This is a genomic window from Flavobacterium sp. PS2 (assembly GCF_046250155.1).
Taxonomy (GTDB): Bacteria; Bacteroidota; Bacteroidia; order Flavobacteriales; family Flavobacteriaceae; genus Flavobacterium.
In genome coordinates this window covers 5,394,463-5,419,014 of sequence record NZ_CP176426.1, presented here as the reverse complement: position 1 = coordinate 5,419,014, position 24,552 = coordinate 5,394,463, and the positions used below count along the sequence as shown (strand labels likewise).

The following is a 24,552-nucleotide window of genomic DNA, read 5'->3' as shown; positions in this document are numbered from 1 at the left end:
TTAAAATAATTTACAAAACCTTACTTTTGCATCACAATTTTAAAAACTACATAAAATATATATCATGAGTGTTTTAGTTAATAAAGATTCCAAAATAATTGTTCAAGGATTTACAGGAAGCGAAGGAACTTTCCATGCTTCTCAAATGATTGAGTACGGTACTAATGTTGTTGGTGGTGTAACTCCAGGAAAAGGAGGAACTACACATTTAGATCGTCCGGTTTTTAATACAGTACAAGATGCTGTAGAGCAAGCTGGAGCAGATACAACTATCATTTTTGTACCACCTGCATTTGCTGCTGATGCTATCATGGAAGCAGCTGACGCTGGAATTAAAGTTATCATCGCTATTACAGAAGGAATTCCTGTAGCAGATATGATTAAAGCTAATAGCTATGTAAAAGAAAGAAACGCTAGATTAATTGGACCTAACTGTCCTGGTATCATTACTCCAGGTGAAGCTAAAGTTGGAATTATGCCAGGTTTCGTTTTCAAAAAAGGTACTGTAGGTATTGTTTCTAAATCAGGAACTTTAACTTATGAAGCTGCTGACCAAGTTGTAAAACAAGGATTAGGAATTACTACAGCAATTGGTATTGGTGGAGATCCAATTATCGGAACTACTACTAAAGAAGCTGTTGAGTTGTTAATGAACGATCCAGAAACTGAATGTATCGTAATGATTGGTGAAATTGGTGGACAATTAGAAGCTGATGCTGCTAAATGGATTAAAGCTGATGGTAACCGTAAACCAGTTGTAGGTTTCATCGCAGGAGTTACTGCTCCAGCAGGACGTACAATGGGTCACGCAGGTGCTATCGTTGGTGGTACTGATGATACAGCTGAAGCTAAAAAACAAATCATGAGAGACAACGGAATTCACGTAGTTGATTCTCCAGCTGAAATTGGTAAAAAAGTAAAAGAAGTATTAGGATAATCTCTAATATTCAAAATAATAAATTCCAAAAAAAAGTCTCAATATCTGTTGAGACTTTTTTACATTTTTAAAATGTATGGAATATAATTTAAAAACGTAGCAACTTAGATACTCCCTTTCTTAGAAGCTTAAAAAAAGAAATATGTATAAAGAATTAGAAAAGTTTACAGTAAAAGGAAATTTTACTTACACACAAGACGATAGCTTAGAAGAAGTTTGTAATGCTTCTGAATCAGGAAGTGGTGTTTTTGTTGTTTACGCTGTTAATGGTGATGACAAAGAATTAATCATGGTAGCTTCTACAGGAACTGTACAAAACGACGGAACTTTAAAAAGCAAAAATGGTGGATTACACGATAAAATCGTAAACGGTCATCAATTTGCAAAAACTGGAAGAAAATATTCTTGGCCAGCTCAAATGAAACTAGAAGGAATCGAAAGATTAGAAGTTTCTTGGTATGAGACTTTTAATGCAGATGTAAAATTAATCCCAACATACATTGAAGGGAAAATATTGCAAGATTTCTTAGATGAAAATGGTAGATTGCCAAGATGGAATGTAGCTTTCTAGTCATACTCCTAATAAAAATACAAAAAAGCTTCACTTAGGTGAGGCTTTTTTGTATTACAAATTTTATAAAACGCCTAAATAATCTATATTTGTATTTCAAAAATAAAAAACGAATACCTTAATATGAAATTACTAGAAGGAAAAGTAGCCATCATTACTGGCGCAAGCCGCGGAATAGGAAAAGGAATTGCTGAAGTTTTTGCAAAACACGGTGCAAACGTAGCTTTTACATACAGTGCATCTGTAGAATCGGCTTTGGCTTTAGAAAAAGAATTAAACGCTCTAGGTATTAAAGCAAAAGGATATCAATCGAATGCAGCAGATTTTACTGAAGCTCAAACTTTTGTAGATGCTGTTTTAGCTGATTTTGGAACTGTAGATATCTTAATAAATAATGCAGGTATTACTAAAGACAACCTTTTAATGCGTATGTCTGAGGCTGATTTTGACCAAGTTATTGATGTTAACTTGAAATCAGTTTTTAATATGACAAAAGCTATTCAAAAAACATTTTTGAAACAACGTTCTGGATCAATCATCAACATGAGTAGTGTTGTTGGTGTAAAAGGTAATGCTGGACAAACAAACTATGCTGCTTCTAAAGCTGGTGTTAACGGATTTACAAAATCAGTAGCATTAGAGTTAGGTTCTCGTAATATTCGTTGTAATGCAATTGCACCAGGATTTATCGAAACAGAAATGACTGCAAAATTAAGCGAAGATGTAGTGAAAGGTTGGAGAGAAGGAATTCCGTTGAAACGTGGAGGAACTACTGAAGATGTTGCAAACGCTTGTCTTTTCTTAGCTTCAGATATGAGCGCTTACGTTACAGGACAAGTTCTTAATGTTTGTGGAGGAATGCTTACTTAAAAAAGTCTCAGTTTAATGTTTTCAGTTTGCACTGATGACTGAAACTGTTACTGAAAACTAAAAATTATGACTACAAACACGATTCTATTATTAGTACTTTCATTAGTAATCGCAGGAGGTTTGTCGTTTTTTCAATATTATTATAAAGCCAAAAGCAAATCAAAACTGAATTTGTTTTTGGCTTTTTTACGTTTTCTATCCATTTTTGGAATATTGGTTTTATTGATAAATCCGATAATTACAAAGAACTCGTTAGAAATCATTAAAACTCCATTACCAATTGTAGTGGATAATTCAAGTTCGATAACAGCTTTAAACTCTAAAGAAAAAGTTCTTGAATTGTATAAAAAATTAACGTCGAATAAAGATTTACAAGATAAGTACGAAATTCAATCGTATCAATTTGATGCTGACTTTAAACAATCAGAAGAATTTGATTTTAAAGGAACTCAGACTAATCTAGACGAAATTGCTAAGAATTTAAAAAGCATCAATAAGAATGTGGTTTTTCCAACTGTAGTTATTACCGACGGAAACCAGACTACAGGAAATGATTATGTATATCGATTTGATCGAAACAATAAAGTATATCCTGTAATTGTAGGAGATACAACAACTTTTTTGGATTTAAAGATTAATCAGCTCAACGTAAACAAATACGCATTTTATAAAAATAAATTTCCTGTCGAGGTATTCTTGCAATATTCGGGAACAAAAAATATAAATTCCGATTTATCGATTTCTCAGGGAGGTACAGTTTTAGCCAAAGAGAGAGTTTCTTTTTCACCGTCTAAAAAAACTGCTACTTTAAATATATTATTGCCGGCAGATAAAGTAGGCGTACAAATTTTTAAAGCAACCATTTCGTCAAGCGAAAAAGAGAAAAATACCTATAACAATATTAAGAATTTTGCTGTAGAAATTATAGATCAAAAAACAACTGTAGCTATTGTTTCAGCAATAAACCATCCAGATATTGCAGCTTTAAAACGTTCGATAGAGTCTAATGCACAACGTAAAGTGGTTTTGGTTAAACCAAATGAAATCAAATCTTTACAAGATTATAATATTTTAATTTTGTATCAGCCAACAGCTGTATTTAAATCTGTTTTTGATACCAATAAAGCAGCAGGAATTAATACCTTTATTATAACAGGAAACAATACCGATTTTAATTTTCTGAATCAGCAACAAACAGCTTTCTCATTTAGAATGAGCAGTCAGAAAGAAGATTATTTGGCTGAATTTAATTCGCAATTTAATCTGTTTGCAGTCGAAGAAATTGGATTTGAGAATTTTCCGCCTTTGCAAAATTCATTCGGAACAATTACTACTAATGGAAATGTTTCGGTATTACTTTCGTCAAAAATCAGAAATGTAGCAACGAATGCTCCATTATTGGCTTTTACCGAAAATCAAGGAAAAAGAAATGCTTATTTATTAGGAGAAAATACCTGGAAATGGCGCATGCAAAGTCATATTGATAATCAGTCGTTTGCCAAATATGATATTTTTATTGATAAAATCATACAATATTTGGCATCTAATAATACTAAAAAATCATTAGTTGTAAATCACGAAAGCTTTTATAACTCGGGTGATGCGCTAGAAATCAATGCTCAGTATTTTAATAAAAATTATGAGTTTGATGAGAAAGCCAATCTTACCATTTCTGTAACCAATACAGAAACCAAGCAAACTAAAAATTACGATTTATTAAAAGGAAATAATTCTTATTCGGTAAATTTAGATGGACTTCCTGCTGGAAAATATTCTTTCTCTGTTAAAGAATTAAATTCAAAGACCACATATTCAAGTCGTTTCGAAATATTAGATTTTGATATCGAAAAACAATTTGTAAATCCAGATGTACTGAAATTGCAGCAATTGGCATTGCAAACCAATGGGAAAGCTTTTTTTCAAGATCAATCGGATGCATTAATAAAAACTCTTTTAGAAAATCCTGAATACAAAGCAATTCAAAAAAATGTGAGTACCAAAACTCCTTTAATTGACTGGGTTTGGTTGTTGGTTTTAATTGCTGCGGCCTTGGCTTCTGAGTGGTTTATCAGGAAATATAACGGATTGTTGTGATGAAATCTAATCGAATTCCTTCTAGCTTTTTGTAATCTTGTGGTTATGAATTAAAAGTGTAAATTATGAAAGTTAAATTCTTGTTTATTGTAGCAATTTTGATGGTAATTTTTTGTTTTTTTTCGTTTTCAAAGACAAATAATACTGTTAAAAGCAATCTTTTTGGAAACACAATTCAGCAGCGTTTTCAACTACCTCAGGGATTTGTGCGAGAAGAGGAATCTAAAACTTCGTTTGGATTTTTTTTGCAAAATCTTCCATTAAAACCTACAGGTTCAAACGTTTTGTATTTTGATGGAACTGTAAAATCAAATCGAAATGTTTATGAAGCGGTTGTGGATTTGCCGATTGGAAAACAGGATTTGCATCAATGTGCCGATGCCGTGATGCGTTTGCGAGCGGATTATTTTTATAGCCAAAAGCAGTACGATAAAATACATTTTAATTTCACAAATGGTTTTCGAGTTGATTTTAGTAAATGGGCCGCAGGTTACAGAATTGCAATTAAAGGCAATAAAACCAGTTGGGTTAAAACTGCAAAACCATCTGACAGTTATCAAACCTATTGGAAATACTTAGAGACGGTTTTTATGTATGCAGGAACTGCTTCGTTAGAAAAAGAACTGAAATCAATTAATGCTTCAGACATAAAAATTGGAGATGTTTTTATAAAAGGTGGCTTTCCAGGTCACGCTGTCATTGTAGTTGATGTGGCTGTGAATCCTAAAAACAATCAAAAAATTATGCTTTTAGCACAAAGCTATATGCCTGCACAGGAAATTCAAATATTGAAAAATCCAAATAATAGTTCATTGAGTCCTTGGTATGCTGTCGATTTTGGAACCTCTCTGAAAACACCTGAATGGACTTTTAGTTCCTCACAATTAAAACGTTTTTAAATGAAACGATTCCTTTTTTTAGTCCTTATATTCCAAAATGTTTTTTCTCAAGAAATCCCATTGAATGTTCAAAAATTAATTAAAGCATACCCAAATCAAGTAGTTGGTTATAAAGATAATAAAGTTATTTTTAGTGATAAATCATATTTGATTTATGATGATTTTAAAAATAAAACGAATCAAGAATTGTTGGAAAATCCAGATATTGAGGATCAATTTAAGTTTGTTTATAATAAAGCAAATAAGAATTTAATTCCAAAGGAAGATGCAGGAAGAATTCGAAATGAAGCATTTTTTAAGAAAATTTATGGAAATTCAAAATCAGAAGTTGAATCAAAAATGACTGAAGTTATTTGGTGTCCAAAATTAGTCAATCAAAAAATAAAAGTAACAACTGTAAATGGAATTGATAAAATAGTAAAAAAACTCTCGGCAGAATTAGATAATAATCCAGAATTTAAAAAATATATTAATGTTATTGGTGGTACATTTAATTGGAGAAAAATTTCAGGAACTAACCGATTGAGTATGCATAGTTATGGAATGACTATAGATATTAATGTCAAAAATTCCAATTATTGGCAATGGGATTGTAAATGTAAAAATGAAGAAGCTAGTCTTTCGTATAGAAATCAAATTCCTCTGAAGCTAGTTTCGATTTTTGAAAAATACGGCTTTATTTGGGGAGGTAATTGGAAACATTATGACACAATGCATTTTGAGTATCGACCTGAACTTTTTTTATAATTTTTTCAATTATTTTATTACAAATGAATGTAGTCAAATAAATTCCAAAAAGAAGATTTAGCAGACATAATATGAAAATTATAAAATTACTATTAATTTTAAACCTCTTTTTTATAAGTTCAATTACAAAAGCACAACTTGCAATTGTATATGATAAAGATGGTTATGTAAATGTTAGAGAGAAACCTGGTCTTAAATCAAAAATAACAGGAAAAATTATTGAAGGACAAGTTTTTTGTATTAACACATTTGATGATGAAAGGAATAATCCCGAATGGTTAAAAATTTGGTATCCGATAAATCCTGATTCAAAGATTAAAGATTTTACCAAATTCAGAGACATAAAAGAGGATGGATACATTCATAAAAGTAGAGTTTTTTATCTAGAAAATTTAAAAGAGATATCTTTTAAAAATGAGAGTTCTAAAAAAATTAGTGTAAAGAATGATACTTTACAAATTTACATTGAGTCAAAACCATTTGAAAAAGAAAAACATCAGATTATTAAAGATAATGATGGAGGACTTATTATCGATAAAGATGCATTTTATTGGGGATTTCTAGGTCAAATTCCAAGAAACGAATTAAAAGCAATAAAAGTTGTAACAAATAATAGTAGTTATAGTTTTCCTAAAGAGGCAATTTCTGGCTTGTATGAACTAAATTTAGAATTTACAAAATTATATATCGGAAATAAAAACGAAATCTATATTAATCTTTCAGGAGCAGACGGTTCAGATTCTTATGAAGTTGTTTGGTGTTTAAAGAATAATAAAATTTATTCGATGACTATAATGCAAATAATACCTTAAATAAAAATATGGATTTTAGGCTAAAAGTATTTTCTGCTGTTGCAAATAGGTTGAGTTTTACTAAAGCTGCTGCTGAATTGTATATTACGCAACCCGCTGTTTCTAAACATATTCAGGAATTGGAAGAAACTTACAAAACCAAGCTTTTTGAGCGAAATGGTTCCAAGATAACTTTGACTAAAGCTGGAGAAATTCTTTTAAAACATGCCAAAGACATCTTCGAAATTTATCGGGAAATCGATTTTGATATGAGTACGTTTATCAACGAACGTCAAGGATTATTGCGATTGGGAGCAAGTACAACCATTTCACAATACATTATTCCGCCTTTATTGGCGCGCTTTCATCAGAAATTGCAAGACATAAAAGTCAATTTATTAAACGGAAATACAGAGCAAATTGAGAGCGCTTTAATCAATAAAGAGATAGAAATCGGAATTGTGGAAGGGCAATCTAGGAACCAATCTATTAAATATACTGAGTTTCTAAAAGATGAATTGGTTTTGGTTTGTAGCAGTAAAAATCCCTTGGTTAATAAAAAAGAAATTCTATTAGCTGATTTACAAAATCTACGTTTTATAACGCGAGAAAGAGGTTCTGGAACACTTGAAGTTATTGAATATGCATTAAAACAATTCAATATCAAGTTATTAGAATTACAAGTCGAAATGCAATTAGGAAGTACTGAAAGTATTAAATCCTATCTTTTAAATTCTGAATGTGTTGCCTTTATGTCAATACATGCCGTAGATAAAGAATTAAAAAACAATGAATTAGTAGTTTTGGATATAGAAAAACTAACCATTGAAAGATTCTTTTACATTATAACACTTCACGGAAAATCAGATGCTCTTACAGAGTTATTTATAAAAAACATGTCTAGTTACTATAACTTGAAGTTATAGACGATTGCATTTTACGATTGGTAAATGTTGTAATAAGTGCAGACCTTTGTACTGTAATTATTAAATACATTTACCTTGAAAACAAAACAACATACAGCGAGTCATTTATTTGAAATTAGTACAATTTCAAAACAAATCATTTTTGTTTTTCTAATTTTACTTTGTCTAACTTCAATTATATCTCCACCAATCGCCTTATTATTAGGTTTATTGGTAGCCAATTTATCTGGGAACCCTTTTTTAGATTACAGTCATAAAGCAATTACTATTTTGCTACAATTCTCTGTTGTGGGATTAGGATTCGGGATGAATGCAACTAGTGCATTATCAGCCGGAAAAGAAGGATTGGTTCTCACTATTGCATCAATTTTTAGTACAATTATTCTAGGGACTTTTTTAGGAAAATGGTTTGGAATCGATAAGAAAACATCTCATTTAATCTCTTGTGGAACTGCTATTTGTGGTGGGAGTGCTATTGCAGCAATTGCTCCGGTAATAAAATCTGATGAGAAACAAACATCGGTAGCCTTAGGAGTTATTTTTATACTAAACTCTATTGCTTTGTTCTTATTTCCATATATAGGACATGAATTAAACCTATCACAGAGAGAATTTGGCTTATGGTGTGCTATTGCAATTCACGATACAAGCTCGGTAGTAGGAGCAGCCAATAGATTTGGTGCAGAAGCTTTACAAATTGCAACAACAGTAAAACTAGCGCGTGCTTTATGGATTATCCCGATTGCGCTTATTACAACGGTGCTTTTTAAAAATAAACAAACAAGAATTAAAATCCCATACTTTATCGGGTTGTTTATCCTGGCGATGTTACTAAATACTTATGTACCACAAACGGCTATTATAGCCCCTTCAATGGTTGTTCTTGCTAAAATAGGACTAACGGTTACTTTATTCTTAATTGGGGCAGGATTGAACCTAAGCGTACTAAAAACAGTAGGAGTAAAGCCTTTGTTGCAAGGAGTTTTACTTTGGGTATTTATTGCTTCAGTTGCACTAATAGCAATTATACATTTTTCTTAATAATGGCAATCAAGAGTTTTGATTCATAATACTAACCTAGTAGTTTTAAAAATCTGTTAGGGTAAATTATTAAACTTCAACATCATTTTGACCTTTTTGATACTATCAAAGAGGTTATTTTTTTAAATTAACATAATCTTTAGCAATATCCTTTTGAATTCTGCTTAAATAAAATACTTTTGCACCCCTAATAAATATAAAAATGAAAAACTTTAAAATGAAACCAAGACTAATTGCATTATTTGCATTAGCAATTGGTTTTTTGACATTATCCTGGGGTATTGTTGGTCACGAGCGTATTAATAAAGCCGCTGTTATGGCTTTGCCAAATCAACTTCAGGTTTTCTTTTACAATCACATCGATTTTATTACACAAGAAGCTTCTGTACCAGATATTCGTAAATATGCCTTGAATTATAAAGATGAAAATCCAAGACATTATTTTGATATGGAAAATTTTGGTTCTGCAGATAGCTTACCAAAAACTTTAGAAGAAGCAAAGAAAAAATATGATGATAAATTCCTGAACGTAAACGGGATTTTACCTTGGTATATCGAAGAAATGATGGTTAAATTAACCAAAGCTTTTAAAGATAAAAATCGTGCTGAAATCTTATTTCTTGCTGCCGATTTAGGTCATTATATTGGTGATGCACACATGCCATTACATACTTCTGCAAATCATGACGGACAATTAACTGACCAAAAAGGAATTCACTCACTTTGGGAAAGCAGATTACCTGAATTATTTGCTAAAAATTACAAGTTAAATGTTCCACAGGCAGTGTATTATGAAGATGTTCATAAAGCAACTTGGGATATGATTAATGATACACATAGTTTAGTTCAGCCGTTATTAGACGTTGATAAAAAACTAAGAACTGCAACTCCAGAAAATCAGGTTTTTAAAATTGATGCTGATGGAAAAGTAGTGAAAAGCAAATACAATTCGGCTGTTTTCTCTGATGATTATGCTAAGAAATTACATAAAGAGTTAAACGGAATGGTTGAAAGTCAGATGAGAAAAGCTATTACTGCAACTGCAAGTTTTTGGTACACTGCGTGGGTAAATGCAGGAAAACCTGATTTAAGTGGTTTAGATGCACCAGCAGTTACACAAAGAAATTATCAAGCTTTAAGAGATGATTTAAAATTGTTTCAACAAGGAGATTTATTCGGAATGAAAAATCAAAATGACTAGTTACTTTTAAGGTTCAAAGGTTCTGAGGTACTAAGATGCAAAGGTTTAAGGTTGCAACGAAATGGCTCCTGAAAATTTAACCGCAAAGTTCGCTAAGTTGAAAACAATAAAAAAGGCTCAAATTCTATAGAATTTGAGCCTTTTGTCTTTCTTATAATCTCAGTAGCTCAGAACCTTAGTTCCTTTTCAAACCTTTGTTCCTTTGCACCTTTCCTAAACCTTTGAACCTTTGCAACTTTTTTTTAAAACTCATATTTCTTATGCTTCAACATATCCGAAGCAGTTTGATAATACGAAATTGTCTCGTTGACCAAATCAGTTCTTTCTTTTGCTAAAGGAATTTCATCGTAGAATATCTGATATTCTGGTGCAACACCTTTCTTCGGAATTAAGTTTAGCTGAAATTGTTTTACTTTTTGTTTTGGCGAAAGTATCGTTAATACATTATCTTTTATCAATCCCATGTCCTGATATGTAGCAATAAAGGCTCTAGGCTTATAGTCTGATTTTAAAACATCTTCGCCATAAAACTTACTTTCGTAGCTAAAATTTAGTAATCCAAATACAGTTGGCATAATATCTATTTGCGACATCAGCTTATTATACTTTTGAGCAGGAACAAAACCAGGGCTATAAATAAAAGCCGGAATTCTATATTTATCTAGTGGAAGTTCTGTTTTTCCAGCGCTAGACGCGCAATGATCGGCTACAATTACAAAAACAGTATTCTTAAACCAAGGCTGTTTACTAGCCATCTCAAAGAATTTTTTTAGGGCATAATCAGTATATTTTACGCCTCCATCACGGGATTTAATATCCCCAGGAATATCAATTTTTCCATTAGGATATGTAAACGGACGGTGATTACTTACTGTCATGATATGATTAAAGAAAGGCTTATTTGTTTTTGCTTCAGCATTCATAACCTTTATCGCTTTATTGGACATATCTTCATCACAAACACCCCAAACATTTGAGAATGTAATTTCTTCGGGTGTAAAACTAGATTTATCTACAATATCATATCCATTTCCTGAATAAAAATCCTGCATATTATCAAAATAAGCATCTCCACCATAAAGATATTTAGTAGTATATCCTTTCTCTCTAAAAACAAATCCTGTCGAGAACTTATTCTTATTGTCTTCTCTTTTTACAACGCTTTCTCCGGCAGTAGGAGGAATACATAATGTAACTGCTTCCAGACCGCGAACGGTTCTATTACCAACTGCATATAAATTAGTAAACTCTAAGCTTTTATTAGCCAGACTATCTAAGAATGGAGTCATATTCTCTTCGTTACCATAACGTTTCATAAACTCGGCACTATAACTTTCGATAGTTATCAAGACTACATTTTTACGATTTTCTGCAGAATCACTTTGTATCTTTCGTAAAGTACTTTCGCCAGATATAGTAGGTAACTGTTGTTTCAGAATTTTATAAGCTTCGGCATTAGGAATGGTTTTATAAAATTTAAAATAATCTAAACTACTGTTTTTGTAGGCTAAATAGAATTTGTACAATCCGTTTGATTGAAGTTCATTGGAAAATACATTTTCAGAATTTTCACTAAGCGCTAGACGTGGAATTGCAAATAATGAAAAAACAAAAAGCGTAACGTATAAAGCTGATATTTTTATCTTTTCAAGAAATGAAGGTATAGCATCAATATAAATTCTTGTTTTCTTTACAATAAAATAAGTAACTGTTCCTGCAATTAAAAAAAGAGCAGAAAACAAAGGAATTACAGGATAGGATTGCATTATGTTACCAATAACCTCATTAGTGTAAACCAAATAATTTACTGCAATAAAGTTATACTTTACACCAAATTCATTCCAGAAAAAATATTCACTTATTCCGTTTTGCAAGATTAAAAGCACGTACAAAAAGATGACAAAGGCAAATAACCAAAATCTAATTTTATCACGATAGTTAGGAAGAAAAAGTAATAATCCAAATAAAAATGTTTTTATACCAACAAAAATAAGTACTATTTGTGGTAAGGCTCCACCATACTCGTTAAGGATACTTTTTCCGCTTGCTATATAAAGAAAAAGAGCTATAAGTATTCCAAAAATAATGTAACCTGATGGTTTTAAATACTTAGAGTTGGAGATAAAAATAAGATACAACCATAAAAAAACACTTGCTACAACAAACACAAAAACATCAGACAGTAATCCCAATCCAAATATTTTGATGGTATCAATAAAACTAAATGAAGTTTCGGTTATTGGATGAAAAAACAAAACTAATCTCAATACAAAACTTATCAATAAGTAAAAGAAAGACAGATAATAAAATGGGGCTAATTTCTTGTATAATGTCATCTAAAAAATTTTATTGCAAATTTAATTCTTTCTATTAGTCGGCTATTAGCCAAACCTTTTGTATAACTTAGCATTACCTTAAGATTGCCTTAAGACAAGTCTTTTTATCATTAATTTAAGGAAATATACAGCTTTTTATTTAGAATCTAATTCTTACAAAGAGATATGAAAATAATTAGGTAGTAATAACGCTTAGTTTTTTAAGTTCAAAAACATTTATCTTTGAAACTAGTAAATAGAATTATTTAGATAAATATTATTTAGAGAATCGTATCAATTTTAGAATATATAACAAATTAAAAAATGCATATTTTAATAGTCGAAGATGAAGCTGGTATTGTACAATTTCTCCAGCAGGGTTTAGAAGAAGAAGGATACCAAATTACTACAGCATCAGATGGATTGGCTGGTTTCGAATTAATTCAGAAACAAAAATTTGATTTAATTTTACTCGATTGGATGCTTCCTAAAATCACTGGAATAGATTTATGTAAAGCCATTAGAATAAAAGATACTACAACACCAATCATTTTTTTAACGGCAAAAGATACTATTCTTGAAACCGTTGAAGGATTAAAAGCTGGGGCAAATGATTATATAAAAAAGCCATTTAGTTTTGAAGAGTTGGTCGAACGAATTAAAATTCATTTCAGAAACCAGAAAACCCCCGAAATACTCACACTTGGAGCAATCCAAATTAATTTAGCGCAACACACCGTTATGACAAATAACACAGCAGTTTCGCTTACTCAACGTGAGTTTGAATTGCTAACGTATTTGGTTAAGAATAAAGGTAAAGTGTGTACACGAAATCAGATTTTGCAAGATGTATGGCAAATAAATTTTGAATACGACACTAGCGTTATTGATGTTTTTATGAATGCTATTAGAAAAAAGCTGAATTTAAAAATCGAGGAAGATTACATAAAAACAATTCGAGGTATTGGTTACATCGCAAACGACTAAAAAATGCTACAATTTTCGTTTAAAAACAGAATCGCTTTTAATTATATAATTATTACCGCATTATTAATTTTTGTGGTCTTTTTTACTATTTATTCTATTGTAAAACAAAGTGTTTACAGCCATATAGATAATGATATCATCGTTGAAATTAAAAATCATTTAGATGAAATTAAAGTCAAAAACGGCACGCTAACTTTAATAGATGTAGAAGAATGGAATGAACGCGAACATAATACTGTCGATGTAAATCCGGTTTTTGTTCAGTTCTTAGATGTAAATGGAAAAATTATAGAGAAATCTCCCAATTTAAAACTCGAAACACTAACGTTTCATAGCCAAAAAGAAAATTTCGAATTGTTTAATACCAAGTTACTTGATAATATTATCAGACAAATTCAGGTTCCCATTTATATAAATCAAAAGAAAATAGGATATTTAATGATTGCCATGTCTTTAACAGACTCTACATTGGTACTCGACAACTTATTTTATATACTGGTTGTAGCGTTTCCGCTTATTTTGATATTATTGTTTTTTATAGCAAGATTTTTTGCAGGAAGAAGTATAAAACCAATTAATACTATTATTGAAACCTCGAATATTATTACCAAAGACAATTTAAGAACCAGGATTCCGCTACCAGCAAATCGAGATGAATTGCATGTATTATCAAAAACAATAAATAGCTTACTAGACAGACTTGAAAATGCTGTAGAGAGAGAGAAACAGTTTACATCTTATGCGTCTCATGAATTAAGAACACCATTAACTATTATTAAAGGAACACTTGAGGTTTTAATACGTAAACCTCGTAATAACAATGAATATGAAGAGAAAATAAATTTTTGTATTACCGAAGTTGATCGGTTAAATATTCTAGTAGATCAATTGTTATTATTGGCACGATTCGAAAATCAAAAGCAAAGTTTACATATCGAAAAAGTATATTTAAATGCTTTAATTTTAGATACAATTTCGCAGTATTCAAGTAATATACAATCTAAAAATATTCATATTGTTACAGAATTTAAAAAAGATTATTGTCTGGATACCGATCGCTATTTGCTTTCGATAATTATGAATAATTTAATTTCAAATGCAATCAAATATTCTCATGAAAATGGTAAAGTCAGTATTATAGTTGCTGAAACTTCTGATGGTGTTGAATGCCAAATAATCGATTCCGGAATAGGAATTACATCGGATGATTTACAAAAAGTATTTGACCAATTTTTCCGTTCACATTCAGAGCTACATCCCGATATTAACGGAATGGGACTAGGTTTGTCTATTGTAAAAAAATTAAGTTTACTATTAGATATTACAATTTCTGTGTCCAGTAAATTAAACGAAGGAACGACATTAAAACTTGGTTTTTATAAAAATGAAATCGATTAAATCAAACTCAAATTTCATTAAATAAATAGCAATATTTCCCTGTATAAACGGGATAGAATTAGGTAATTTAACAATAAAGTCATTTTAAGTTAAATTAAAAATTGCTTTTTAATTAATTAATCTAGTATATTTGCAAACGAAACAAAGAAAAAAAACAATTCTAGTTATGTTATTAATTCAATTACATCATCATCATTTTCATTATTGCCCTCAAGCGATGTGTTAATGGTATGCGTGTAAATCATCATATTTTAAAAACCCGTTTGAGTACATCAAACGGGTTTTTTTATACCCAATTCTTTGTACTCAGACTATTAATTTAAACCAAAAAACTAAAATGAGTACTTTAAAAATTGCAATTCAAAAATCAGGTCGTTTAAACGAAGAAAGCATTCAAATCTTAAAAGATTGCGGAATTTCGATAGATAACGGAAACGACCAATTAAAAGCCGAAGCGACTAATTTCCCGTTAGAAGTTTTATTTCTAAGAAATTCAGATATTCCACAATATTTAATCGATGGAGTTGTAGACGCTGCTATTGTTGGAGATAATTTATTGGTAGAGAAAGGAAAAGGTATTCAGATTGCACAAAAATTAGGATTCTCAAAATGTAAAGTTTCTGTTGCAGTTCCTAAAGCCTTCGAATACAATTCTATAAAAGACCTTAACGGATTGCGTATTGCAACTTCATATCCTAACACTGTTAATGAATATTTTAATTCTTTTGGATTATCGGTAGACATTCACCAAATATCAGGATCAGTAGAGATTGCTCCAAACATAGGTCTTGCAGATGCAATTGTAGATATTGTTTCAAGCGGAAGTACCTTGTTTAAAAACAACCTGAAAGAAGTTGAAATAATATTAAAAAGCGAGGCCGTTCTAGCTGTTTCTCCTAAGATAAACCCTGAGAATCAAAAACTAATCGACACTTTAAAATTCAGAATAGAATCAGTTCTTAGAGCTAGAAAATCAAGATATATATTGATGAATATTCCGAATGATAAAATCGAAGAAGTGGGTAAAATACTTCCTGTTTTACGAAGCCTTACCGTATTGCCATTAGCGCAGGAAGGGTGGAGTAGTGTACACTCCGTAATCGATAAAGACACTTTTTGGGATGTAATAGATAAACTAAAAGATGTTGGTGCCGAAGGAATTTTGGTTTGTCCAATCGAAAAAATGGTTCTTTAGAGCTTCGCTCGCATTAGGCTTTAGGCAATATGCTTTTAGCCCAAAAAAATACAACACAAACTTAATAAAGCTTATGGCTTAGAGCCTAAAGCTTAAAGCATAAAAAAAAATGAACAAGATATATAACCCAACACCCGAGACTTGGTCGGAAATATTAAAAAGACCAACCAAAACCATCGATGATATCGAAACTACGGTTAAAGAAATTTTTAAAGAAGTACAAAAAAAAGGAGACGAAGCTGTTTCTAAATACACTTCGATATTTGATGGAATTGTCTTAGATAACAATGAAGTTTCGCAAGAAGAAATAAACGAAGCAATTGCTTTGATATCTGGTGAACTTAAAGAAGCTATTCAGCTAGCTAAAAGCAATATTTACAAGTTTCACTCGGCACAAAAAACCGAAAGAATCACAATCGAAACTACCGAAGGTGTAAATTGCTGGCAAGAAAAAAGACCAATTCAAAAAATTGGTTTGTACATTCCGGGAGGAACAGCGCCTTTGTTCTCGACTGTTTTAATGCTTGCAGTTCCAGCAGCAATTGCAGGCTGTAATGAAATAGTTTTGTGTTCACCTCCGGATAAAAACGGAAAAATAAATCCAGCTATATTATATGCTGCAAATTTATGCGGAGTAACTAAAATTATAAAAGTAGGAGGAATCCAAGCTATTGCCGGAATGACATTTGGTACAGAAACAATTCCTAAAGTGTATAAAATATTTGGTCCAGGAAATCAGTTTGTAACTGTTGCTAAACAACTGGCAACACAGTTTGGAGTAGCGATAGATATGCCAGCAGGTCCATCAGAATTATTGGTAGTTGCCGATGATAGCGCCGTCCCAGCCTTTGTAGCTTCTGATTTGTTATCGCAAGCTGAACACGGAACAGATAGTCAGGTAATATTAGTTTCGACTTCAAAAAATCTGATTGATGCAGTAGAAAGCGAAATTCAATCGCAAATTGCTGTTTTACCAAGAAAAGCAATAGCCGAAAAAGCAATTGCAAATTCAAAATTAATTTTTGTAGAAAATAGTACTATTGCGCTTCAGTTAATTAATGAATATGGTCCAGAACACTTTATTATTTGTACTAATGATGAGGATTTTTATGTAGATGGAATATATAATGCTGGATCAGTTTTTATAGGTAATTATACGCCTGAAAGTGCTGGAGATTATGCATCTGGAACCAATCATACTTTACCAACAAATGGATATGCCAAGAATTATAGCGGAGTGAATCTGGATAGTTTTATGAAATCGATGACTTTTCAGAAAATAACCGAAAAAGGAATCCAGAATATCGGAAAAGCGATTGAAGTTATGGCTGAAGCCGAAGGGTTACAAGCACATAAAAATGCAGTGACTTTGCGATTGGCGAAAATAGAGGCAAGAGAATAGAAGCAAGAGACAAGATGATAGAGTAAAGACTATATGATAAATAAAATAGAGTAAAAACTATATAATAGAGAGTAGATGATAGGTGAAAAAATATAGAGTAAAAACTATATAATAGAATAAAGAAAATCAATATTATGTTTTTAAAGCCAATGTCTATTATCTATTCTCTTGCTTCTATATATCTTGTCTCTTGTCTCTATAAATTAAAAAAATGACATGAAAAATTTTGATATAAATAACTTAGTACGTGATAACGTAAAAGAATTAAAACCTTATTCGTCTGCACGTGATGAATTTGAAGATTTTGATACTGCGGATATGGTTTTTCTGGATGCTAACGAAAATCCTTTTGAAAATGGTGTAAATCGTTATCCAGATCCACAGCAAAATAACGTTAAACAAGTTTTAGCAAAGCAAAAGGGAATTAATCTAAACCAGATTTTATTAGGAAACGGAAGTGATGAAGTACTGGATTTATTATTTCGTGCATTTTGTGAACCAAAAAAAGACAACATAATTTCGTTACCACCAACATACGGAATGTATAGTGTTCTGGCTAATATAAACGATGTAGAAAATAAAGAGGTTTTACTTTCGGAAGATTTCCAACCAAAAGTTGACCAAATATTAGAAGCTGTTAATGCCAATACCAAAATACTCTTTTTATGTTCGCCAAATAATCCAACAGGAAATTCATTTTCTGATGAAAGCGTAGTAGCTTTATTGCAGAATTTTAAAGGTTTAGTAGTAATTGACGAAGCATATATAGACTTCTCTAAAAAAGAAAGCTGGATTAACGAATTAGATGAATACCCAAATTTAGTAATCACTCAAACACTCTCTAAAGCTTATGGTTTAGCGGGGATACGTTTAGGAATTTGTTATGCATCGGCAGCAGTAATTTCGGTTTTAAACAAAATAAAACCACCTTATAATGTAAACGAACTAACGCAACAAAGAGCTGGTTTACGATTAAAAGAAACCGCTAAAATAAATACCGAAATAGCTGCTATTATAGTACAAAGAGAGCAATTACTTAAAGTATTACTTAATGTAAAATTTGTAAAAAAAATATATCCAACCGAAGCTAATTTTATATTGGTAAAAGTAGATGACGCTAACAAAAGATATGATGAACTTATTGCAAAAGGAATCGTTATAAGAAACAGAACGACTCAGCCATTATGCGAAAATTGTTTGCGATTAACTATTGGAACTGAAGCTGAAAATAAAAAATTAATTGAAGCATTGAAGCTATTAAACTAAAAAACAGGCCACAGATTTTTTAGGACTTTGAGAAAGAGTTGCTAACTTAGATTGTCTATAAAGGGACGCGGATGATACGGATTTACAAAAGTAAAGCCGCGGATTAAAACTGATTTAAAAACAATCAAAAATAAAATCCGTCCCGACGCTTCGGGATCGTGTTTTCGCGATAGCGAATCCGCATAATCAGCGTTCCTTTCGCAAAGAGTTAGATTGAATTTCACAGATTAAACGGATTATTAAAGTTTTTCCTCACTAAAAGAAATCTTCTTAATCCTTGAAATCAGTGGCAAAAAAAAATATAAACCATGAAAAAAGTACTTTTTATAGACCGTGACGGAACGATGGTTCTGGAACCAGCAGATTACCAACTGGATAGTTTTGATAAATTAGAGTTCTATCCAAAAGCATTTCAATATTTGGCTAAAATTGCCAATGAGTTGGATTATGAACTTGTTATGGTTACTAATCAAGACGGATTAGGTACAGATTCTCATCCTGAAGATTCATTCTGGCCGATACATAATTTTATTATGAAGGCATTTGAGAATGAAGGAGTTACTTTTGAAGCTGTTTTTATAGATAAAACCTTTCCGCATGAGAACGCAATGACTCGTAAACCAAGAACAGGAATGCTTACTCAATATCTTGATAATCCAGAATATGATCTGGAAAATTCATTTGTGTTAGGAGATCGCTTAACAGATGTAGAATTGGCTAAAAACCTAGGTTCTAAAGCTATTTTTATTAATACTGATGAAGGTTTGGGGAGTACAGAAGTAGCCTCAAAAAGAGAAGAATTAGATCCTGTAATTTCGTTACAAACTACCGATTGGAAAACAATTTATGAATTCTTGAAGCTAGAAGCACGCTCGGCTTCGATAACTCGTAAAACCAACGAAACTGATATTTATATCAACCTGAATCTTGACGGAACTGGAAAAAGCAAAATCGAAACCGGAATTGCATTTTTTGACCACATGCTGGATCAAATTGCACGTCACGGACAAATGGATCTTGAAATCCTTGTAAAAGGTGATCTAGAAGTCGATGAGCACCACACAATCGAAGATACTGCAATTGCTCTGGGTGAAGTGTTCGCCAAAGCATTAGGAAACAAATTAGGAATTGAACGTTACGGCTTTTGCTTACCAATGGATGACTGTTTATCGCAAGTTGCTATAGATTTTGGAGGAAGAAACTGGCTAGTTTGGGAAACTGAATTTAAACGTGAAATGGTAGGGAAAATGCCGACTGAAATGTTTTTTCATTTCTTTAAATCATTCTCGGATGGTGCCAAAGCAAATATTAATGTCAAAGCCGAAGGAACAAACGAGCATCACAAAATTGAAGCGATTTTTAAAGCTTTCGCGAAAGCAATAAAAGTAGCCGTAAAAAGAGATACCGAGAAAATGATTTTACCATCTACAAAAGGAATGTTGTAAAAACGCAATAGGCAGTAAGCATAAGGCTTAAAGCTTAAAGCATAAAGCTTTTTTAATGAAAATAGTAATTATAAATTACGGTGCAGGAAACATACAAAGTATCATGTTCGCAATCGAAAGATTAGGATTTAAGGCTACTTTGAGTAATAATCCTGACGAAATACAAGCGGCAGATAAAGTTATTTTCCCCGGAGTTGGCGAAGCAAGTTCGGCAATGGAAAAATTAATTGAGAGCGGCTTAAATAATTTGATTCCAAATTTAAAACAGCCCGTTTTAGGTATTTGTTTGGGAATGCAGTTAATGTGCAAATCATCTGAAGAAGGAAATACCAAAGGTTTGGGAATATTTGATGTCGATGTAATAAAATTTACACCTTCGGTAAAAGTGCCACAAATGGGTTGGAATAACATTTATAATTTGCAATCGCCTTTGTTTACAGGGGTTAATGAAAACGAGTATATGTATTTAGTGCATAGTTTTTACGCGCCACTTTGCAAAGAAGCAATCGCTACAACAAATTATGAAGTAGAATACGCATCGGCTTTACAGAAAAATAATTTTTACGGAACCCAATTTCACCCTGAAAAGAGCGGAGATATTGGAGAGAAGATTTTGTCGAATTTCTTAAAATTGAATGATTTAATAATTTAAATATTGAAAAAATCCAACAATCTTTAAATTATTAAATTTTTAAATCTTTTAATAAAAAACAATGAGAATAATACCAGCTATAGATATCATCGAAGGAAAATGTGTTCGCTTATCCAAAGGGGATTACAATACCAAGATTATTTACAACGAAAACCCGCTAGAAGTAGCCAAATCATTTGAAGCACACGGAATAGAATACCTGCATTTAGTAGATTTAGATGGTGCAAAATCGAGCCGAATCGTGAACTATAAGATTCTGGAAGAGATTGCTACAAAAACAAGTTTAAAAATTGATTTTGGAGGAGGATTAAAATCTGATGCTGATTTAAAAATTGCTTTCGAAAGTGGCGCAAACCAAATAACGGGCGGAAGTATTGCAGTAAAAAACAGAGAAATATTTGAAAAATGGATTGCCGAATACGGTTCTGATAAAATAATCCTTGGTGCTGATGCTAATAATGAAAAGGTAGCAGTTTCGGGTTGGTTAGAAGATTCTAATGAAGATTTGATTCCATTTATTCAAGAGTATCAAAGTAAAGGAATCCAGTACGTAATATGCACTGATATAGCCAAAGACGGAATGCTTGAAGGGCCAAGTTTTGATTTATATGAAAAAATATTAAGCGAAGCTAAAGGAATTAAATTAATCGCATCTGGTGGAATTTCAACTTTTGACGAATTACCTAAACTAGAAGAATTAGGCTGCGAAGGAACTATTATTGGGAAAGCGATTTATGAAGGACGGATTTCATTGAAGCAACTAGAGAACTACATAATTAGTAAATAATTGAGATAATGAGTCAATTAGAAAATTAGATAATAATTTTTTCACATTGCTTTTAAATTATCTAATTAACAAATTGAAAAAATGTTAACAAAAAGAATAATCCCTTGCCTGGATATAAAAAACGGAAGAACTGTAAAAGGTGTAAATTTTGTAGATTTACGTGACGCGGGAGATCCAGTGGAATTAGCCAAAATATATTCAGACGAAGGTGCTGATGAATTGGTTTTTTTAGATATTTCGGCAACCGAAGAAAGACGCAAAACCTTGATCGATTTAGTTCGAAAAGTGGCTTCGACAATAAATATTCCGTTTACCGTAGGTGGTGGAATCTCATCTGTCGAAGATGTTGAAATTTTGCTGAATAATGGTGCAGATAAAGTGTCTATTAATTCTTCTGCAGTCAAAAATCCGCAGTTAATTAATGACTTAGCACAAAAATTCGGAAGCCAATGCGTGGTTGTGGCTATAGATGCCAAACAGATTAACAATCAATGGATTGTGCATTTAGTAGGCGGAAAAGTCCCAACAGAATTAAACCTATTCGATTGGGCTGTAGAAGTTGCCCAACGTGGTGCAGGCGAAATCTTGTTTACCTCAATGGATAATGACGGAACTAAAAACGGATTTGCAAACGAAGCTTTGGCTAAACTTTCAGAACTGGTAAATATCCCGATAATAGCATCCGGAGGAGCAGGAAACATCCAGCATTTTGTAGATACTTTTAAAAACGGTAAAGCTGATGCAGCATTGGCGGCAAGCGTTTTCCACTTTAAAGAAATCGAAATAAAAGCCTTAAAACAAGAGCTTAAAAATAATAATATTGAAGTAAGGCTTTAAGTGAAATATTTATAATACAAACCAATATATGCAGAACAAAGACAAAATAGAAATCCCAATGAGTAAAGGTAAATTGATAAAATTATTATTTTTTTCAATCCTATTTTTAGTTGCAAGCCTTTGGATACTATTGGATCAACCCGAAGTAAGAAATCCGATTTTTAATAATCTAATTATAAAAAACACAGCCTCTATTTTGGGGACTTTAATGGGATTGTTTGGTATATATTTCTGTACAAAAAAATTATTAGACAAAAAACCGGGAGTTATTATTGATAATATGGGAATAGTCGATAACTCATCGGGAGTTTCAATAGGAAGAATACCATGGTCAGATGTTATGGCTGTTGCCGAACGAGCAGTTATAACTCAAAAATTTGTTACCATTTATCTTAAAAATCCAGAAGATTATATTAACAAAGAAACTAATTCGATTAAAAGAAAAATGCTTAAAATGAACTTTAAAGAATCCGGTTCGCCAGTAAGTATTTCTGCGAATGGACTTAAAATTCCTTTTATCGAACTGAAATATAATATAACACAGAAATTTGAAGAATTTCAAGCTAATGAAATTAAATCATCTTTAAATTCTTAAATTTTTTAATCTTTAAATAAAAAAATGAAAATAGATTTCTCAAAAAATAGCGACGGATTAATTCCGGCAATAATCCAGGATAGCGAAACCAAAAACGTGTTAATGCTTGGTTACATGAACGAAGAAGCGTATCAAAAAACACTCGAAACTCAAAAAGTTACATTCTTCAGCCGTACCAAAAAACGATTGTGGACAAAAGGCGAGGAGAGCGGTAACTTTTTGCACTTAAAAAGCATTAAAAACGACTGCGATAACGACACACTTTTAATACAGGTACAACCCGAGGGACCAACCTGTCATACAGGTGCAGACACTTGCTGGCAAGAAGATAACAAAACCAATTACGGATTTATTTCAGATCTTGAGGATACAATTAAATCAAGAAGAGAAAACGCCGATTCAGAGAAAAGCTATGTCGCTTCCTTATTTAAATTAGGCATTAATAAAATAGCCCAAAAAGTAGGCGAAGAAGCCATAGAAGTGGTTATCGAAGCCAAAGACGATAATGATGATTTATTCCTGAGCGAAAGTGCCGATTTACTTTTTCACTATCTAATATTACTACAAGCCAAAGGTTTCCAGATAGAAGATGTTGTAGAAGTATTAAAAAAACGTCAGAAGTAGATTATTAGGGAACAGCAACCTTTGTCAAAGTTCAAACTTTGACAAAGGTCTCTAAGACGCACTGCGGTGCGCCTCTACGGAAAACTTTTGTCCCTTTGCGCCTCAGAACCTTAGTGCCTTTAGCCTTACTCCATAAATTCAAAAACCTTAAACTGATTAGGCTGATGAAATCCAAATTGTGAGCCGTCATAAGGGGAAATTGCCTGATATTCGGTTTCATTACCATAATCGATTCTAAAAAGATTCCCTTTCCATTTTGTACCAACTATAGGAACAGTAAAACCTGCATCTTTAACAGCAGTTAAGCTAGAAAATGGAATCATGATTTCGGTATCATAACCGTCTTTGTTAATTTTACTGGCGGTTTTTAGCCCAGTAATATCTAATGAAATATCGGTATCCCAGCCACCGCAAGAAGGTGAAATACAATGAATAATCATATCATAATTGCTTGAAAAAGCATTAACACCAATCTCAATATAGTTTTCAGAATCTCCATCGGGATCCAGAAATAACTCAACCAAATCATCGGTGTTAAAAATTTGAGTATCATGATTTATAGCCGAGCCAATAATTTTGGAATCTTTACTCTTATACCCCAAATATAAGTTTTCATTATCCCATGAAAGGGAAACATACGTTTCTTGAGTGGCTTTTACTCCAGAATCATGTATAACAAATGGGCCAATAAAAGGAGTCTTCCAATCGGATAAATCACCATCGATAGTAATAGCATTCGTTATTCGATAAATAGGAATATTTTGAGAATAAGATAAAAATGAAAAAAGAAAAACTACAAAATAAAATAAACGAGAGAGCTTCATAACTAGGATTATAGCTTTATATCTTGCTAAAATAAGCAAGAAAATTTAGATAACAAGAGTTAAATATTTCAATAATTTTAAAAATGAAAACTATCACGAATTTAATTCGATTAGTTACATTTGTTGAAATAAAAATTTAATACCAAAA

General features: G+C 31.8%; 23 protein-coding genes. 21 read left to right on the top strand and 2 right to left on the bottom strand.

Translation table 11 applies throughout. From position 1 onward, the window contains the following. Positions 1–64 precede the first annotated feature (64 nt). The 10 genes from sucD to ACJ6WR_RS23130 all read left to right on the top strand — a co-directional run bounded on the left by sucD (position 65) and on the right by ACJ6WR_RS23130 (position 10,077). Positions 65–937 carry a succinate--CoA ligase subunit alpha gene (gene sucD / locus ACJ6WR_RS23175; protein WP_035624087.1) on the top strand — a complete coding sequence of 291 codons (873 nt, stop codon included), beginning with the start codon at positions 65–67 and terminating at the stop codon, positions 935–937. A 142-nt stretch (positions 938–1,079) separates the two neighbouring features. Beyond that, positions 1,080–1,508: a hypothetical protein gene (locus ACJ6WR_RS23170; RefSeq protein WP_039112003.1), complete on the top strand. Its 429-nt coding sequence runs from the start codon at positions 1,080–1,082 to the stop codon at positions 1,506–1,508. Between the two features lie 123 nt (positions 1,509–1,631). Further along, complete coding sequence (fabG, locus tag ACJ6WR_RS23165) at positions 1,632–2,378, top strand: 3-oxoacyl-[acyl-carrier-protein] reductase (protein ID WP_039119185.1); 747 nt, start codon at positions 1,632–1,634, stop codon at positions 2,376–2,378. A 66-nt stretch (positions 2,379–2,444) separates the two neighbouring features. Then, complete coding sequence (locus ACJ6WR_RS23160; RefSeq protein ID WP_409416664.1) at positions 2,445–4,472, top strand: hypothetical protein; 2,028 nt, start codon at positions 2,445–2,447, stop codon at positions 4,470–4,472. A 65-nt stretch (positions 4,473–4,537) separates the two neighbouring features. After that, positions 4,538–5,371: a DUF4846 domain-containing protein gene (locus ACJ6WR_RS23155; RefSeq protein WP_409416663.1), complete on the top strand. Its 834-nt coding sequence runs from the start codon at positions 4,538–4,540 to the stop codon at positions 5,369–5,371. Continuing rightward, entirely contained in the window at positions 5,372–6,118 is a 747-nt protein-coding gene (locus tag ACJ6WR_RS23150; protein ID WP_409416662.1) for a M15 family metallopeptidase, read from the top strand. It abuts the gene before it with no gap. 71 nt (positions 6,119–6,189) lie between these two features. Next, entirely contained in the window at positions 6,190–6,930 is a 741-nt protein-coding gene (locus tag ACJ6WR_RS23145; protein WP_323491433.1) for an SH3 domain-containing protein, read from the top strand. An 8-nt stretch (positions 6,931–6,938) separates the two neighbouring features. Beyond that, positions 6,939–7,835 (top strand): LysR family transcriptional regulator, encoded by an 897-nt coding sequence (locus tag ACJ6WR_RS23140; RefSeq protein WP_409416661.1) that lies wholly within the window; start codon positions 6,939–6,941, stop codon positions 7,833–7,835. A gap of 75 nt (positions 7,836–7,910) precedes the next feature. Then, positions 7,911–8,876, top strand: a complete 966-nt coding sequence (locus tag ACJ6WR_RS23135) for a YeiH family protein (protein ID WP_409416660.1) — start codon at positions 7,911–7,913, stop codon at positions 8,874–8,876. A gap of 202 nt (positions 8,877–9,078) precedes the next feature. Then, on the top strand, positions 9,079–10,077 hold the full coding sequence (locus ACJ6WR_RS23130) for a zinc dependent phospholipase C family protein (protein WP_323491436.1): 999 nt from the start codon (positions 9,079–9,081) through the stop codon (positions 10,075–10,077). A 242-nt stretch (positions 10,078–10,319) separates the two neighbouring features. Here the strand turns inward: ACJ6WR_RS23130 and ACJ6WR_RS23125 are convergent, their stop codons facing one another. Beyond that, positions 10,320–12,413: an LTA synthase family protein gene (locus ACJ6WR_RS23125; protein ID WP_409416659.1), complete on the bottom strand. Its 2,094-nt coding sequence runs from the start codon at positions 12,411–12,413 to the stop codon at positions 10,320–10,322. A 303-nt stretch (positions 12,414–12,716) separates the two neighbouring features. On the opposite strand from ACJ6WR_RS23125, the gene ACJ6WR_RS23120 reads away from it, so the two are divergent. The 11 genes from ACJ6WR_RS23120 (at position 12,717) to hisIE (ending at position 23,580) form a co-directional block, all read left to right on the top strand. Beyond that, positions 12,717–13,379, top strand: a complete 663-nt coding sequence (locus ACJ6WR_RS23120) for a response regulator transcription factor (protein ID WP_039112013.1) — start codon at positions 12,717–12,719, stop codon at positions 13,377–13,379. 3 nt (positions 13,380–13,382) lie between these two features. After that, positions 13,383–14,777 (top strand): sensor histidine kinase, encoded by a 1,395-nt coding sequence (locus ACJ6WR_RS23115; RefSeq protein ID WP_409416658.1) that lies wholly within the window; start codon positions 13,383–13,385, stop codon positions 14,775–14,777. Positions 14,778–15,114: 337 nt separating this feature from the next. Beyond that, a complete protein-coding gene (gene hisG, locus ACJ6WR_RS23110) occupies positions 15,115–15,972 on the top strand; it encodes an ATP phosphoribosyltransferase (protein WP_409416657.1) in 858 nt (285 codons plus the stop codon). A 109-nt stretch (positions 15,973–16,081) separates the two neighbouring features. Continuing rightward, entirely contained in the window at positions 16,082–17,374 is a 1,293-nt protein-coding gene (gene hisD, locus ACJ6WR_RS23105; protein WP_409416656.1) for a histidinol dehydrogenase, read from the top strand. Between the two features lie 216 nt (positions 17,375–17,590). Further along, on the top strand, positions 17,591–18,640 hold the full coding sequence (hisC, locus tag ACJ6WR_RS23100; protein WP_409416655.1) for a histidinol-phosphate transaminase: 1,050 nt from the start codon (positions 17,591–17,593) through the stop codon (positions 18,638–18,640). 308 nt (positions 18,641–18,948) lie between these two features. Then, positions 18,949–20,085: a bifunctional histidinol-phosphatase/imidazoleglycerol-phosphate dehydratase HisB gene (gene hisB / locus ACJ6WR_RS23095; RefSeq protein ID WP_409416654.1), complete on the top strand. Its 1,137-nt coding sequence runs from the start codon at positions 18,949–18,951 to the stop codon at positions 20,083–20,085. A 55-nt stretch (positions 20,086–20,140) separates the two neighbouring features. After that, the gene (gene hisH / locus ACJ6WR_RS23090; protein WP_409416653.1) at positions 20,141–20,737 is read left to right on the top strand and encodes an imidazole glycerol phosphate synthase subunit HisH; all 597 of its coding nucleotides are present in this window, start codon (positions 20,141–20,143) and stop codon (positions 20,735–20,737) included. Positions 20,738–20,798: 61 nt separating this feature from the next. Beyond that, positions 20,799–21,524: a 1-(5-phosphoribosyl)-5-[(5-phosphoribosylamino)methylideneamino]imidazole-4-carboxamide isomerase gene (gene hisA / locus ACJ6WR_RS23085; protein ID WP_409416652.1), complete on the top strand. Its 726-nt coding sequence runs from the start codon at positions 20,799–20,801 to the stop codon at positions 21,522–21,524. Positions 21,525–21,605: 81 nt separating this feature from the next. Further along, a complete protein-coding gene (gene hisF, locus ACJ6WR_RS23080) occupies positions 21,606–22,361 on the top strand; it encodes an imidazole glycerol phosphate synthase subunit HisF (protein ID WP_039112021.1) in 756 nt (251 codons plus the stop codon). A gap of 28 nt (positions 22,362–22,389) precedes the next feature. Next, complete coding sequence (locus tag ACJ6WR_RS23075; RefSeq protein ID WP_039112022.1) at positions 22,390–22,956, top strand: STM3941 family protein; 567 nt, start codon at positions 22,390–22,392, stop codon at positions 22,954–22,956. Positions 22,957–22,980: 24 nt separating this feature from the next. Then, positions 22,981–23,580: a bifunctional phosphoribosyl-AMP cyclohydrolase/phosphoribosyl-ATP diphosphatase HisIE gene (hisIE, locus tag ACJ6WR_RS23070; protein ID WP_409416651.1), complete on the top strand. Its 600-nt coding sequence runs from the start codon at positions 22,981–22,983 to the stop codon at positions 23,578–23,580. 125 nt (positions 23,581–23,705) lie between these two features. Here hisIE and ACJ6WR_RS23065 read toward each other — a convergent pair whose 3' ends face one another. Then, positions 23,706–24,404, bottom strand: a complete 699-nt coding sequence (locus ACJ6WR_RS23065; RefSeq protein WP_409416650.1) for a carbohydrate-binding family 9-like protein — start codon at positions 24,402–24,404, stop codon at positions 23,706–23,708. Between the last annotated feature and the right edge of the window lie 148 nt (positions 24,405–24,552).

Coding starts and splice junctions, on each gene's coding strand:
- sucD (WP_035624087.1), top strand. CDS start 65: ATGAGTGTTTTAGTTAATAAAGATTCCAAAATAATTGTTCAAGGATTT.
- ACJ6WR_RS23170 (WP_039112003.1), top strand. CDS start 1,080: ATGTATAAAGAATTAGAAAAGTTTACAGTAAAAGGAAATTTTACTTAC.
- fabG (WP_039119185.1), top strand. CDS start 1,632: ATGAAATTACTAGAAGGAAAAGTAGCCATCATTACTGGCGCAAGCCGC.
- ACJ6WR_RS23160 (WP_409416664.1), top strand. CDS start 2,445: ATGACTACAAACACGATTCTATTATTAGTACTTTCATTAGTAATCGCA.
- ACJ6WR_RS23155 (WP_409416663.1), top strand. CDS start 4,538: ATGAAAGTTAAATTCTTGTTTATTGTAGCAATTTTGATGGTAATTTTT.
- ACJ6WR_RS23150 (WP_409416662.1), top strand. CDS start 5,372: ATGAAACGATTCCTTTTTTTAGTCCTTATATTCCAAAATGTTTTTTCT.
- ACJ6WR_RS23145 (WP_323491433.1), top strand. CDS start 6,190: ATGAAAATTATAAAATTACTATTAATTTTAAACCTCTTTTTTATAAGT.
- ACJ6WR_RS23140 (WP_409416661.1), top strand. CDS start 6,939: ATGGATTTTAGGCTAAAAGTATTTTCTGCTGTTGCAAATAGGTTGAGT.
- ACJ6WR_RS23130 (WP_323491436.1), top strand. CDS start 9,079: ATGAAAAACTTTAAAATGAAACCAAGACTAATTGCATTATTTGCATTA.
- ACJ6WR_RS23125 (WP_409416659.1), bottom strand. CDS start 12,413: ATGACATTATACAAGAAATTAGCCCCATTTTATTATCTGTCTTTCTTT.
- ACJ6WR_RS23120 (WP_039112013.1), top strand. CDS start 12,717: ATGCATATTTTAATAGTCGAAGATGAAGCTGGTATTGTACAATTTCTC.
- ACJ6WR_RS23115 (WP_409416658.1), top strand. CDS start 13,383: ATGCTACAATTTTCGTTTAAAAACAGAATCGCTTTTAATTATATAATT.
- hisG (WP_409416657.1), top strand. CDS start 15,115: ATGAGTACTTTAAAAATTGCAATTCAAAAATCAGGTCGTTTAAACGAA.
- hisD (WP_409416656.1), top strand. CDS start 16,082: ATGAACAAGATATATAACCCAACACCCGAGACTTGGTCGGAAATATTA.
- hisC (WP_409416655.1), top strand. CDS start 17,591: ATGAAAAATTTTGATATAAATAACTTAGTACGTGATAACGTAAAAGAA.
- hisB (WP_409416654.1), top strand. CDS start 18,949: ATGAAAAAAGTACTTTTTATAGACCGTGACGGAACGATGGTTCTGGAA.
- hisH (WP_409416653.1), top strand. CDS start 20,141: ATGAAAATAGTAATTATAAATTACGGTGCAGGAAACATACAAAGTATC.
- hisA (WP_409416652.1), top strand. CDS start 20,799: ATGAGAATAATACCAGCTATAGATATCATCGAAGGAAAATGTGTTCGC.
- hisF (WP_039112021.1), top strand. CDS start 21,606: ATGTTAACAAAAAGAATAATCCCTTGCCTGGATATAAAAAACGGAAGA.
- ACJ6WR_RS23075 (WP_039112022.1), top strand. CDS start 22,390: ATGCAGAACAAAGACAAAATAGAAATCCCAATGAGTAAAGGTAAATTG.
- hisIE (WP_409416651.1), top strand. CDS start 22,981: ATGAAAATAGATTTCTCAAAAAATAGCGACGGATTAATTCCGGCAATA.
- ACJ6WR_RS23065 (WP_409416650.1), bottom strand. CDS start 24,404: ATGAAGCTCTCTCGTTTATTTTATTTTGTAGTTTTTCTTTTTTCATTT.